This is a genomic window from Anaerorhabdus furcosa, from assembly GCF_900167375.1.
GTDB lineage: Bacteria > Bacillota_I > Bacilli_A > Erysipelotrichales > Erysipelotrichaceae > Anaerorhabdus > Anaerorhabdus furcosa.
The window spans coordinates 190,409-204,842 of sequence record NZ_FUWY01000002.1 but is presented as its reverse complement, the minus strand read 5'-3'; the positions used below and the strand labels follow the sequence as shown (position 1 = coordinate 204,842).

General features: G+C 30.6%; 13 protein-coding genes and 2 tRNA genes. 3 read left to right on the top strand and 12 right to left on the bottom strand.

Annotated elements, in window-relative coordinates; translation table 11 throughout:
* Positions 1 to 52 precede the first annotated feature (52 nt).
* Positions 53 to 127, bottom strand: a tRNA-Arg gene (locus B5D14_RS04110).
* Positions 128 to 234: 107 nt separating this feature from the next.
* Between B5D14_RS04110 and B5D14_RS04105 the strand changes: the two genes are divergently transcribed.
* Positions 235 to 1,107 (top strand): DegV family protein, encoded by an 873-nt coding sequence (locus tag B5D14_RS04105; protein ID WP_078711324.1) that lies wholly within the window; start codon positions 235 to 237, stop codon positions 1,105 to 1,107.
* 130 nt (positions 1,108 to 1,237) lie between these two features.
* Positions 1,238 to 1,843 (top strand): YczE/YyaS/YitT family protein, encoded by a 606-nt coding sequence (locus tag B5D14_RS04100; protein WP_078711323.1) that lies wholly within the window; start codon positions 1,238 to 1,240, stop codon positions 1,841 to 1,843.
* On the opposite strand, the gene B5D14_RS04095 is transcribed toward B5D14_RS04100, so the two are convergent.
* From B5D14_RS04095 to B5D14_RS04085, 3 genes are all read right to left on the bottom strand, one after another.
* Positions 1,844 to 2,662: a VanW family protein gene (locus B5D14_RS04095; protein ID WP_200804755.1), complete on the bottom strand. Its 819-nt coding sequence runs from the start codon at positions 2,660 to 2,662 to the stop codon at positions 1,844 to 1,846.
* A gap of 17 nt (positions 2,663 to 2,679) precedes the next feature.
* On the bottom strand, positions 2,680 to 4,899 hold the full coding sequence (locus B5D14_RS04090; protein ID WP_078711322.1) for a bifunctional diguanylate cyclase/phosphodiesterase: 2,220 nt from the start codon (positions 4,897 to 4,899) through the stop codon (positions 2,680 to 2,682).
* Between the two features lie 175 nt (positions 4,900 to 5,074).
* Positions 5,075 to 7,693 carry a M23/M56 family metallopeptidase gene (locus B5D14_RS04085; RefSeq protein WP_078711321.1) on the bottom strand — a complete coding sequence of 873 codons (2,619 nt, stop codon included), beginning with the start codon at positions 7,691 to 7,693 and terminating at the stop codon, positions 5,075 to 5,077.
* Between the two features lie 172 nt (positions 7,694 to 7,865).
* Here B5D14_RS04085 and B5D14_RS04080 point away from each other — a divergent pair, with 172 nt between their 5' ends.
* A complete protein-coding gene (locus B5D14_RS04080) occupies positions 7,866 to 8,228 on the top strand; it encodes a helix-turn-helix domain-containing protein (protein WP_200804754.1) in 363 nt (120 codons plus the stop codon).
* Positions 8,229 to 8,259: 31 nt separating this feature from the next.
* On the opposite strand, the gene B5D14_RS04075 is transcribed toward B5D14_RS04080, so the two are convergent.
* From B5D14_RS04075 to B5D14_RS04040, 8 genes are all read right to left on the bottom strand, one after another.
* Complete coding sequence (locus tag B5D14_RS04075) at positions 8,260 to 8,475, bottom strand: hypothetical protein (RefSeq protein WP_078711320.1); 216 nt, start codon at positions 8,473 to 8,475, stop codon at positions 8,260 to 8,262.
* 262 nt (positions 8,476 to 8,737) lie between these two features.
* Entirely contained in the window at positions 8,738 to 9,574 is an 837-nt protein-coding gene (locus B5D14_RS04070) for a tyrosine-type recombinase/integrase (protein ID WP_078711319.1), read from the bottom strand.
* Between the two features lie 391 nt (positions 9,575 to 9,965).
* A tRNA-Thr gene (locus tag B5D14_RS04065) sits at positions 9,966 to 10,040 on the bottom strand.
* 33 nt (positions 10,041 to 10,073) lie between these two features.
* Complete coding sequence (locus B5D14_RS04060; protein ID WP_078711318.1) at positions 10,074 to 10,475, bottom strand: PPC domain-containing DNA-binding protein; 402 nt, start codon at positions 10,473 to 10,475, stop codon at positions 10,074 to 10,076.
* Positions 10,476 to 10,483: 8 nt separating this feature from the next.
* Positions 10,484 to 11,416, bottom strand: coding sequence for a calcium/sodium antiporter (locus B5D14_RS04055; RefSeq protein ID WP_078711317.1), 933 nt, complete (start codon positions 11,414 to 11,416; stop codon positions 10,484 to 10,486).
* A gap of 54 nt (positions 11,417 to 11,470) precedes the next feature.
* A complete protein-coding gene (locus B5D14_RS04050; protein ID WP_078711316.1) occupies positions 11,471 to 12,169 on the bottom strand; it encodes a CBS domain-containing protein in 699 nt (232 codons plus the stop codon).
* The gene (locus tag B5D14_RS04045) at positions 12,169 to 13,008 is read right to left on the bottom strand and encodes an HAD family hydrolase (RefSeq protein ID WP_078711594.1); all 840 of its coding nucleotides are present in this window, start codon (positions 13,006 to 13,008) and stop codon (positions 12,169 to 12,171) included. Before B5D14_RS04045 ends, B5D14_RS04050 begins: the two co-directional genes overlap by 1 nt.
* A 53-nt stretch (positions 13,009 to 13,061) precedes the next feature.
* Complete coding sequence (locus tag B5D14_RS04040) at positions 13,062 to 14,417, bottom strand: Sapep family Mn(2+)-dependent dipeptidase (RefSeq protein WP_078711315.1); 1,356 nt, start codon at positions 14,415 to 14,417, stop codon at positions 13,062 to 13,064.
* Positions 14,418 to 14,434 lie beyond the last annotated feature (17 nt).

The window sequence follows — 14,434 nt, the reverse complement described above, 5'->3', positions numbered from 1 at the left end:
ACTATTCTTTTTAAATCTTTTATATAATATTATGCTTTCTTTTCATTTAATTTGGCGCCCCCTGCGAGAATCGAACTCACAATTGTCCCTTAGGAGGGGACTGTTATATCCATTTAACTAAAGGGGCATCTTTTAATATTATAAAACAACTGAACATCATAAACAATCAAAACCACATTAGTTGAAAAAAACTTATTTATAGTGCATCATTATTATATATAACAAGGAGGATTTATGACTAATTATCAAATAATTACTGACTGCACTTGTGATTTATCTAAAGAAATTTATGATAAATTTCCATTAATTATCTTACCTATGGACGTAAATTTAGATTCGAATATTTTTTCCCATACAAAAGATTTTAAAAATATGAGTGCAGTTACTTTTTATGAAAAACTAAAAAACGGGGGAATTTCTACAACATCTCAAATCAATCCAGAAACATTTAAAAAAGAATTTGAGAAAGTTCTAAAAGAAGGAAATGATATTCTCTATATTGGATTTTCTTCCGGATTAAGCGGCACGCTACAATCCAGTATTGTTGCACGAAATGAATTATTAGAACAATATCCTGATAGAAAAATATTTATAGTAGATTCACTAGCTGCAAGTGCTGGGCAAGGACTACTTGTATATTATAGTTTATTAAATCAACAAAGTGGTTTAACCTTAGAAGAAAACGGAGAGTGGTTAAACGATCATGTACTGAAAGTATGCCACTGGTTTACTGTTGATGATTTACAATTTCTTAAACGTGGTGGTAGAGTATCAGGTACTGTTGCATTAGTTGGAACTGCATTAAAAATAAAACCAGTACTTCACGTTGACAATGAGGGCCACCTGGTCAATGTTTCTAAATCACATGGTAGAAAAGCTTCACTTACTGCTTTAGCTGATAAATTGCATGAAACCATCACCGAACCTGAGAAACAAACTATCTTTATTTCTCATGCAAACTCATTAGAAGACGCTCAATATCTAGCTGACAAGATTCAATCAGATACACCCGTAGACAAAGTTATTCTAAGTGACATCGGTCCAGTAATTGGCTCACATTCAGGACCTGGGACAATTGCCTTATTCTTTCTAGGAACTGCAAGATAACTCCTTTTAGTACTTAACTTTGATTTTCGAATAACTATTCGATATTTAGTTTAGTACATTTAAAGGAGTTTTTCTTTGGGCTATGTTTATTCTTTAATTGCTATGATATAATGAGAATCGAGGTAAATTTATGGCAAAAAAAATAATATTAGTTATCCTAGGGAATGTGATCATTGGATTAGGAGTAGGACTTTCAGTCTATTGTAATTTAGGAATTGACCCTAGCACTACCTTCTTTACTGGGGTAAACAATCAGCTAAATCTTGGTCTTGGAAACTGTATTACACTTGGTAATGCATTCCTATTTATTCCAATGTTTATCGTAGAAAGAAAAACGATCCATCTAGGAACATTTGTAAATATGTTTGCGATTGGATATATTGTTCAATACTCATCCGCATTTTTTATTCAAACACTTCCTGTTCTATCGTTCCCAATACGTTTACTTGTTACTTGTTGCGCAATTTTAACAGTATGTATTGGCTGTGGTTTATACTTATCCTGTGAAATGGGCCAAGCTCCTTGGGATTCAGTAGCCCACTTAATCAATATAAATTTCCCAAAAATTAAATATTCAACTGGTAGAATGGTTCAAGATATAATTGCATTATTCCTAGGATATCTTATGGGTGCAACCTTGGGTATCGCATCGATTATCTTCGCCTTCTTCTTAGGCCCTGGTATTCATTTCTTTAAAACTAATTTTCAAAAATTATTCTTTGCAAAAGAGAGCTAATCAGCTCTCTTTTATTTTAAGATTGGATGTATCATAAAGCACTTTTGCATGATTTACTCGAATACATTCTTTTTTTATGCAATTCCCTGTACAGACATCGATAGTCTTTCGATACACTTTTCCGTTTCGATATACATTACCATTCTCTTTGGAAAAATACTCATCTTCGATTACAATATGATACTTTACATCCTCTTTCTTATCACATCGCATTTCTCCACATAGATACTCATCAGTCATATAAACAACAATTTGATAAGTTTTATCTGTTTCATTTTTAAAGCGATAATCAAGATAATTATACATAATTGAGGTTCCTGTTCCAAAAGGAATTTGACGATTGAAATCAGGAAACAAATCATATGCATCATGGTGATGATGTTCGATGATTGTAAGTGATGTATGTAATACCATCCAATGAATCAAATTTGTAAATTGACACATTCCTCCCCCAATTCCACTTGTTGCTTTCCCACTTGAAATTGTTAATCCCTCTTTATACCCTTTTCTTTTTACAGGATTGCCTACTAGTTTCCAAAATGAAAACACTTCATTTGGTCTAATGCATATTTTATTTATTTTAGGTGTAGATAAACTTAAATTAATAAACTTATTTTCCTGCAGTTCCATATTCACATTGCCCAATCTTCTTCGAATTAATGAGTTATGTTTATTCAGTACAATTGGCAAAAGATCTTCGGATTTCTGCTGAGCAAAAAGAACATTGTGGATATGATCTTTCATACTTCTCAATGTTCTTTCTTTTGTAATAGATATTTTGTATGTTACCGGTGAAATCTCACAAAATAACTTTCTCAACTTACTACCTCAATTTTCTAATATTCTTTTCGCACAATATCAAAATCAAACGCATCAACTGAAATTGGTTTAAAATAATAAAATCCTTGAATCATATCACATTTCAATTCTTTGAGCATTGAAACTTGTTCACTAGTTTCGATTCCTTCAGCAACAACCTTAACTTGAAGTTCTTTTGCCATATCAATAATATTTGAAATAACAATTCTAGCTCTATCTGAATTCATTGTATCTACAAAGAAAGCACGGTCAATTTTTAACACATCAACTTCAATATCTTTTAGTAATGATAAACTAGAGTATCCACTTCCAAAGTCATCCATTGACATCGTAAATCCCGTTGAATGTAGATCCTTAATTAAATCAATAATTCGACTGATATTTTCAAAGACAACTGTTTCTGTTAATTCTACTTCTAGGTATTTATATGGAACTTTGTATTTATCCGCTATTCCTTTTAACTGCAATACAAACTTTTCATTATACAAATGTACTCTCGAGAAATTTATCGATATTGTAATCGGTTCAATTTCTTCATCCATCATTTTACGCAAGAAAATAGCGGCTTGTTCAAATATATAGAAATCAACTTTTGATATAAAACCATTTGCTTCAAAAATAGGTATAAATTCAGTTGGACTAATTATTCTATCTCCATCTTTCCAACGTACTAATGCTTCAGCACCACAAACTTTATTGGTCTTTAAGCACACTTTTGGTTGAAGATACATCTTAAATTCTCTATTCTTTAAAGCATCATTCATTTTATTTTCAATACTACTTCTTTGTAATGCTTCTCTTTCTAAATCTTCATAATAGTCAGTTGCAACACCACCACTTCTTACCTTCGCTTTCGCATGAGCAAAGTTAATCTTTTCCATAATTTCAAAGACATTATTTCTACCTGCATCATATGGTGTAACAACATATTGACCCGTTGGAAACTCTACGATTGTTGTAAAATCTTTACCCATTAGTTCTCTAAATTTCTTAATGAATTTCATTCTCTTAACTGCGAGTAATTCTTTAGTATCAAATGGTAATAATAAGACGAAATCATCTACTCCTAATCGACAGAAAATTCCATTATTCTCTTTAACTATATGGTCCAACGCTTTTGCAATATTAATAATAACTCGATTACCTGTTTCAAAATCATGAACTCGATTTATTATTTTAAAGTTTCTTACATCCAATTTTATAAACACATAGGATACTGAAGGATTTCTTCTAAGAATTTTTCGAGCACCTCTAATAAATGTATTTCTTGTCAAAGCTCCAGTCATCTTATCTCTATTCTTTTTATCACTTAGTGCAACACCAAGCAATACCATACCATAGACAATAAGACAACCCACAAGGATTACAATCATTTTATTTTGTTCTTCAAAGACTCCTGCAAACGCCTCCATAACCGCTGATTCTGGTGCAATGGATAGCATATACCAATCTCGTGTACTTAACTTAACATAATCGACAATTAAACTTGATTCAACATGATCAATATTTTCAACTGTAAATACCCCACCTTGATCTAATTGTGTAGTATGTTCCTTGGGACTAAACCCTTCCCCAACATATAGCGTATTAAAATACTCCAAAACATGTTCGCCATTTGGAACTGATGACAAGTCTCCAATTAGAAGATCTCCTTTTTGATTTACAATAACAATTCTTCCTTGACCATTAAGAAAGGATAAATTAAATATAGTATCAATTGTATCAGACCAATAAGAATATAATAATGCTCCTTCTACTTTATTATCTTTAATAATTGGAGCTGCAAAGGTAATCACTTTCTTATTTGGATCAGCCAAAGATTGAAGTGGATTTGAAATATAAAATTTTCCATTCATTGTTGCCTTAAAAAATTCTTCTGACTGCATATCAGTATATTGAACACCATCTTGATTCACAGCAGTTCCATCAGGATAAACAATCATGCAATTTTCCAAATGATTATTATCTACGACAGATTTTAGTAAAGCCAGATTTTCTTCACTTGCCATTTCTTCGTTTTTCGAAAATACATCAGCTATTGTGTTTACTTTCTTTACTTGCTCATTAATTTGAAGTTCAAACGACTTCACATTTGGTGCTAATAATTCTTCAAGATGAGAAACAATATGATCCTCTATATAAACTGTAAAATTATGATTAAATGATAAAAAAGCAATCACGAGAAATGAAAGTAATATTGTTGTCAAAGTGATAATTACTACTTTTTTGTTTTTCATCTTATACTGCCCCCATAACTGTTTAGATTATTTGGCATATTACTGGTTTATTGTTCGTAAATATATTTTAACATCTACTTTGTCTTATTAAAACACTTATTAACTATAAAATTAATTAATTCACAAATAAAATCTATTTACCAAATGCACTAAAAAAACAACTTTTTCAAGTTGTTTAAAATAAATCTTCTAATGTTTGTAGATTATAATTTGTATAATTCTCATTTTCTGTAATAATACGTATCGCTTCTACTACAAGTTCATTAACTTTCTTATCGATTTTCACTATTTTTTGACATTCATTATCAATAAGTTTCCCAATTGCCGCAAGTATATTTTCATCAAATGTTGATAAAGTTGAAGTATTTTCACCTTCATAAAACGTTTTAGACCCAAAATTATAGTATCCATCAAAGAACTTGTCATCATCTACTCGAAATGAAACCATTATTGGATCTGAAGTTGGCCAATATTGCCCTTCGCTTATACTAATTAAATAATCCACCTTGTGATTGCCTGCAACATTATTTTCAATGTTCTTAAAAAGATAAGCTTTATCAATTAGAAAATAATCTTCGCTTGTACTTTGATTAATCGCCAACGTTGGAAAATCATTAACTTGAGCAGTGACCATAATATCTTTTCTTTCCCCAGGTCTTGCCATCATTGATTCTACTTTTATTTCACTTTTGTTGTATTCTGTATACGGATTATTCTCTTTAAATAATGTTTCAATTGCAGCAAATTGTTCATCAGTTATAAAGTAACTTACTTCACTTTTTTCGATAACATTTATTTTTTTCTCTTGATTCACAAAGTACATCGTCATTTCTTCATCAATACTTGGACCTCCAAAATACAATAATCCTGTATCAATATATCCAATTAATTGACTACCAGATGAAATAGAATCTCCTACTTGATTCCAAACATCACTGGTTAATCCTCCATAATATACTTCATTACCCTCATGATTAATGACAAAATAATAGCCTCTTTCATCTTGTCCACTATCAATTACTTTTCCAGGACCTATCGCCATTACTGCTTGTTTTCCTTCTAAACTAGTCGATATCATATAAATATCATTTTTCTTAGTCTCTATTTTACCTTCAATCAAAGGAAAAATCGTTTTTATGTTTTCTGGAATCGTATATTCCTTATTTGGGCAACTAATTTTATTATTCTCTAGTACTGCGCATTTTTTTGTAAAAGCTACATCTTGTCGATTGTATTCTACAATCATTTCACAAATTTCTAATAATCGCTCTTTATCAATTGTTAACGTTGTTGATGTCTTTTCTATTAATCTTGTTTTTTCATTATACAAAATATATCCATTTTGTCCGTTACTTGAATATTGTATTAGTATTCTTTCACGATCTACATTAATGTAGTGCAAATCACTCCCCGCAAACTCAGGAATACTTGTAATAGTATTAATAACATTGTCATTGCTATTGCTGTAATTGATACCTTCTTCATAAAGTTTTGAGAAAACTACTAAGTCCACATAGGAATTGTTTGCCGTTGAACATATTGTATCAACCGTTTTTTTCCCCAATACATCGCTATCTACATCAAAATATGTACTAACTACTTTATCCACAACTGTATCATAGAGGAAATAACTTCTAGAATCATTACTCTTTGAAATTGCAGTTATTAGTAATTGATAATTCGGTTGTTCAGTAAATGAAAGACTATATCGATTATCTATTGCTTTTTTATTCGTTTCAAACGAATAATGTTTTACATCTTCCACTGTTTCATAGGCAACTGTTTCCTTAATTCTATTGTAATCTTGCCCATAGGCAATTGGATTACTTACTAACGGAATCATGAATAGAAAGATAATTAGAAAAGCGAGTATGGTAAACCAAACTTTTGGTTTCCTGTAATTCAATAAATTTTTAATTCGTGACTCTGTTTTGTTTTCACTAAATGCGAGTGTTGTCGTAAAAGGTTTTGCTGATAAATCAATTAATGTCTTACCGTATGATTTCTTTCTTTTCATGCCCAGTATTCTTAATGCTGCTTCATCACAAGACATCTCCATGTCTTCACACATATAGTAGTAACTTAACCAAAGTATTGGATTAAACCAATGAATACCTAAAACTAGAGTTGATATGAATTTTACTATATAATCATATCGTTTCATGTGTATGGATTCATGAGTAACTATATTTATTAATTGAGTTTCATCTAAATTAGGTGGAACATAAATCTTAGGTTTAACAATCCCATATAAGAAAGGAATATCAATTTCATCACACTCATAAACATTCCCACCCAAATGAATTGCGAATTTCAATTTATTTCTCAACTTAATATCTTGAAGTACTAATACTATGTAGTATACCAGGGATCCTATCATCCAAAAAACTGGTATAAGTATTTTCCAGTTAAATTCTTTTTTATTTAATTCTACAGGCTTTGGATTCTGCTCATTATTTTCAAAGTTCTTATTATCAACTATATTTTCATTTTTTGAATTCGCTAATGAATTTTCCCCACTTATCGTTGATTCGAGAGGAATATTTCGATTTGTTGGATAATTGACAAATTGTGGAGCCCCAACATGATTTGTCATCGAATTTAAATTATTAAAAATACTAAATGAACTTTCAAATGAAACAGGTAAAAGAAGTCTTATCAATACGAAGACCCACAATGCATAGGAAAAGATTCGCGGTGATTTTTTCAAAGCTAATCGCAAAATGATAATCACAATCGCTATGACAGATGCTGAAATACTCATATTTAATAAATCAGTAAATAAGATGTCCATCTTTCTCTCTCCCTATAGTAACTCTTATAATAAGTCTATTTGTGTAGATTGTACTTGTCAATAGCTACTTTGAATTTATTCTATGTTCATGTTGCAACAAATAATTGCGCAATAGTTTCTAGAAGCAACCTACCAGGTATGTTAGAATTTGATTGTAAAGGAGGAATCGCTCATGAACGCTAGTATTCCAATTTTAATAGTACTTACTATTTTATTTATTTTATTTTGGGCATTGATATTCTCGATACTAATTCTAACTATCCGTGCATTAATTAAGTATTTACAATCTAAATCGATAAAAAAAGAAGACATTGACTTCTATAAATCATTAGGCGAAGCTCTTAAAAATGCTAGAGTTCAAAATAATATGACTCAAGAATATGTTGCTTCATCACTAAATGTATCACGACAAGCTGTTTCTAAATGGGAAAATGGAACTTCAGATCCAAGCACAACCAACTTAATTGCATTATCAAAATTATACAATGTATCCGCCGATTCACTTCTCAAAGGATTCATTAAAAAAGAAGTTTAATTTAAACTTCTTTTCTCATGTTGCATATTCCCTACTTATTAAGCCATTTATCTACTTCTTCAATATTTTTAAATTCAATTTTCTTTTCTTCAATATAAGATACTGCATACGACCATTGACTGGGATTATAATCTAAAAGTAATGACTTGCATTTTTTGAAGCTAATTTCATTCTTCACAATTCTTAAATCAGAGATAACAGAAACATTAGTAATTCTCCTAATTTCATTTAGTAAATCATCGCCCATATTCAATCACTCCTTTAACAACATAATTATCATTATGTTGTACAAATATTAACTACATATAGAAAATCAAGATTAAAATCAGTATTTCTCTAAACACTGATATTTTTTATTTGCATTTTTTATTAAGTTTGTGACTAAATCAATCTAAATTGTAATTGGAAAACTATTTTTTTACAATTTTATATGATAAAATATAAATAGTTAAGATGTCATAGCAAAGAATTTATTATAAATACAACATAATGATAATTATGTTGTATTTTTATTCTCTAAACTTAAATATTGCATCTAGCATTACTCTACATTCATTGATATTACCAGTACTTGTATAAAGACGAGTCGTTTCTAAGCTACTGTGTCCAAGAAAATCAGCTAGTCGTACGATATCTCTCTGTTTTTCATAATAGATCTTAGCAAAAAGATGTCGAAAGTTATGCGGAAATACCTTGCTACACGCAACTCCACCCTCTTTAGCAAGCTTTTTCAATGATCGCCATAAATTACTTCTATCTATATTTCTTCCATTTCTCGTTACAAATATCGAGCCCTTTAATATATTAAATTTTTTACAATACACTCTTAAACGTTTTACTAAGTTATTCGTTAATATAATAACTCTAATCTTCCCTTTTAAATTCACTTGAACTTTTCCTCGGTTTAAACTTTCAACCGTTATATACCTTAGTTCACTCACACGTATACCAGTTGATGCAAATGTATACAAGATTTCGGTTATTTTTTCATTTTTATCTTTCTTCGATTTTTCTATTAATTTGTAATAATCGTTCTTATCAAATGATTTTGTATCATCCATGAATATTGAACGCTGCAATTTATAAACTCTAACACAATAGTCTGATAATCCTATAAATTTTAAATAGCCATTTACTGCAATTATAATCGAATTTGCACTACTGACTGCATAGAGTCCAAGTAAGCTTCGTTTAAATAGAATTACATTCTCTTTGGTAATATATTCATTTCTTTCTGTAATGAACTTAATATATTTTTCAATATCTGCGCAGTACTTTTTTATTGTTAATTCACTTCTTTCATTTTCAGTCAAAAATTGGCTATACTCAATACAGTTCCATTTCATTCTTTTCTCCTTTAATTCTTAATATTTTATTTTAATGTGATATTAGCAAAATAATAATTCTAACTATTTTTAACGAACTAAATACTATTATCAAGTAATTTTAGAAACAATATCTATTTAAAATACTATGACATTATAACCTTTAAAAATCTTGATAACTATTAGTATTATCCATTAAGTTAAATACTAAAAATAGTGATTCAAATAAAAATTATCTCTTACATAAGCAAATTAGTAATGAAATAACTATTATTAACATCATCTACTTATAAATTGTGTCAGTTATCCAAAATATACAATGTGATTTTTAGTTATCCCCTTGAACAAAAGCATTAAAAAAGCCTCTATTTAAAAGGCTTTGCGATAGAATATCTATCGTATTCTCTTTGCATGGTGCCGATTGTCGGATTTGAACCAACGACCTATTCATTACGAATGAATTGCACTGCCCCTGTGCTAAATCGGCATAAATTTATTGTATGCCTTTTTTGCCAAGTTTTCAATTATTCCTTGCACTAATTATAAGTTCATCGTACCCGGTTGATTCATCAAATTCGCGATCAAATTGAATAGAATCCAATTCCATTAAAACAATTTCCGCTGTTGTATTCACTAATGTTCCTTCAAGTAAATGTCCACCAATACATTTACCCTCTATATCACTTCCAGAAAAATGAAGATGAGCTTTTCCTTTTGCAATTGTTCCAGTTAGGGATACTATTTCAAATTGCTTATTCCATTGACGAATAGATTTGCCATCCGCAAGTCTTAACCGCAGTTGATTGACACAACCAACACAGGTGACAATTGCACAAGATTCAATCTGATTCACATTACAATAATTTTGTAATTCTTCTTTTAAATCATTCCCATAAACTAATCGTAATGCATGTTCTTTCATAAATTCACCTAGTTTCTAATAATGATGTATGCCATATATGTAATAAAGATAACAAGAAAGATATATCCTTCTTTTTTCTCTAATTTGTAATTTAGTTTAGCAATAAAGAAACATAATCCTGTTGCACATAACATTACAGCTAAATCAGTAATTAAAGCCATTTCTACAGGAATTGGTGTAATTGTAGCACTCAACCCCAAGATAAATAAGATATTGAAAATATTTGAGCCTACGACATTCCCAATCGCAATATCAACATTTCCTTTTTTAGCTGCAACAACAGAGGTTACAAGTTCTGGAAGAGATGTTCCAATGGACACAATCGTTAAGCCTACTAATTTCTCTGATAGACCTATAGATAAGGCAATTGTTTTTGCATTGCTTACAACTAAATCCCCACCTATGATGATCCCTGCAATACCTCCAACAATTAATAGCAAACTAACTGGCAGATTGAAAGCAGGTTTTGCAACTTCTATTTTCGCTCTATTACTTAAAGCATCCTTAATTAGCCAAGCTACATAGAAGATGATTAAACCTAGAAAAATAATTCCTTCAATGCGATTTAGTGAAAATCCTGTTACCACAAATATAACCATAAGAACTGAAATAATCAGTAAAAATGGAAATTCTTTTCTCATTATTGAATGAGGCACTGGTACTTTTGCTAAAATTGCAGTAATACCTAAAACTGCTAATAGATTAAAGATATTTGATCCAATGATATTACTAATCGCAATAGCATTGGAATGATTTAATGCAGCTGTAACTGAAACCGCTGCCTCTGGTGCACTTGTACCGAAAGCCACTATAGTTAATCCAACCACAATTGTTGGAATCTTCAATAATGAAGCAATTGATGCAGCACCATCCACAAAGAAATCTGCGCCTTTAATCAATGCAATAAATCCAATAAGCAAAAACAATATATTTATTAACATACTAAACCACCTAACTATTTGCTTTAGTATTTTATCATATTATGCTTTAAATTGTTAGAAATATTCCAATATAACTGGTAAATCTTTAACCGTAATTATACCGATTGGTTTTTGTGTTTTAATGCCCTCTTCAGTAATAATAATCGCAAGAACAAGTTGCCCTTTTTTCATACTTGTATTGTAGATACGGATAACTTCATATACACTTGCATTTTTTGATAGAAAAAACACTTTTTCATTTTCATTAATACTTTCATAAATATCATTGACTGTACTGATATTTGTAGGACTTATAAGTTGTGCACAAGCCCACTTCGCAATAGATTCTACAGTTAAAATTCCTACAATTCCCTGTTTATCATAAACTGGAATTTTTGAAATATTATTCTCTTGCATCCTCTTCTGTACATCCAAAATCTTTTCATCAAGATGACAAACTAATACTTTTTTTAAAAAATATTTTGAAACTGGATGATATTCATCTAGTAACTCTGCTATTTTCTCAATTTCTTCTACAGTTTCAAGCGTAGGTTGTGCAATGATTTTACCAACACCATCTCTTTGGTGAACTATTGCGTTTCTAAGTTCAGCATATTCTTGTAATTCTATTTCATATTTTTGAGCAAATTTATTTTTAATAGTTGCTTCTTGCAAAAGTTGATAAAACTTTACATATTTTGTTCTGCCCGTTATTTGTTCCAAACTTTTTTCAATGGATGCATAAGCAGAAAGAAATCGTTGAGCATTATCCATCAGCGTATTCCTTCCATTTTTGCCAATTCAATTTCAGTTTTCATTTGCTCGAATATTTTTTGAACTAGCTTTTCCATCTCTTTGTGACTTGAGTAATCAGAAGCACACATGTAATTAGCACGATTTTGTTCAATTAGTGTTTCTGCAATCTCTTTTGATTCTTTTACTTTACTATTGTATACAACAATTGATTTACCACCGTTTTCTTTTACCAATTTCATGCAGGGTACATCTGTTAAGCCATCACCAACATAAATCATATGTTTAAATGGTATTGGGCGATCTTCTTCCTTTGTATACTGATTCAATGCTCGGTCTTCATTTTCATCTAAAATTTGTTTATTGATTCTAAAAATGTACTGTGTTTTTGTTGTGTAATTCACCACTAATGATGGCCACTTAGCAACTCCATTTTCATCATAATAAAACTTACAGGCATAAATCTTTTTGAATTTATTCGCAATAGATGTACCTTCAATTACTTCTGTTAAACCCGAAGAGATAATATAGTGTTCTACATCTAACCCTAATGATTTGCCTATTGCATTTATGCGTTCAAACCAAGTTAAAACTCCAGGATAAAACTCAATTCCTTTTCCTAGTTTCTTAAAATCCTGTTTTCGAATAGGTTTACTATTATCTTGAGACTTCTTTAACATCATATACATGTAGGCTAAGATTGCATCCATTTTATTTTCTTTAGCAATCTTAGATACATCTTTCCAAAAGTCTGTTGTTGTTTTATAGCCTAGTGAGGGTATAAACGTAAACTCTTGCATATCTCTTGGAGATAGTGTTTTATCAAAATCATACATCAAAGCTACTTTTACTTTTGCCATTTTATCACCTTTTCTTTCTTTCATTATAAAAGAAAAGCTATCAAAAGTGATAGCTAATTCTCTAATAATTTAATAATTGCATTCACATAGATTTCAGTTTGTACAACTAAAGCTTCTATTGATATAAATTCATTTGCATCATGAATGTGATTATCTACATCTTGCATTTCACATCCAAACGCAATGCAGTTATTAATTCCTTTTGCGTAAGTTCCTCCACCCATTGTTAGTGGTTTAGAATCCATATCCCCAGTTACTTCTTGATAAGCTTCAAGTAACTTAGTTACTAATGGACTATCAATTGGGAAGTATAGAGGTTCATGTGTTTGTAGAATTTTTACAAATCCTCCATCTGTTTCAAGATTTGGTGTCATTTTATCAACAATTTGTTTCACCGTCATTGTAACTGGGAATCGAATATCAATTGTTCCACTAATTACACCATCTTCCTTCGCAATCACACCTACATTAAATGTAAGATCACCGTACTCATCTTCACAGTTTGCTCCTAAAAGTGAACCATCAGTAGTTACACCGATTCTTTCATTATAGAAATCAGTGAATGGATCTTGAAAACCTGCTTTTTTAAGTCCAACTAATAAATGACTAATTGCATTTCTTCCAAGACTTGGCATACTTGCATGTGCAGCAATACCTCTTGCTTCAATGGTTACTGTATCAGTACCATCAGTTATTGTGTATTCAATTCCATTATCATTGAAATAGTCTTCTAATATTTTTGTGCTAAATGAATTTTTATCAACGATAACTGTACATTTATTGCATACAACATTAGAAGCTACACCACCTTGAATGTCATGAATTTTAGTAGCTTTACTATAGAATTGTCCGCGAACCATTCCTTTTTCACCATGTACTCCTGGGAAACATCCATCAGGTGTAAATCCCATATCAATATGGCCTTCTTTTTCAACATAATGTGCTAAACATTTTGAACCATTTTCTTCGTTTGTTCCCATAATTAAACGTACTCTTTTTGTTAATGGTACACTCATTTCTTTAACAATTTGCATTGCAATCATGGATGCGACTACCGCACCTTTATCGTCAGTTGTACCTCTACCATAAGCTTTACCATCTTTGATGACCATATCAAACGGATCTGTATTCCATCCTTCACCAGCTGGAACAACATCTAGATGACCTAGTATTCCAATAACTTGATTTCCTTCACCCATTTCTGCATAACCAATATAGTTATCCAAATTCACGGTTTTGAAGCCATAAGACGATGCAATTTCAAGTGCTTTATTTAGACAAGCTGCTGGTACTTTTCCAAAAGGATATCCTTCTTCACTTTGACCCATAGTTGAATCATAGCTTACTAATGTTTTTAAATGAGTCAGAATCTCATCTAAATGCTTTTCTACTCTTTCTCTTACTTCCATAATTTTGACCTCTCTTT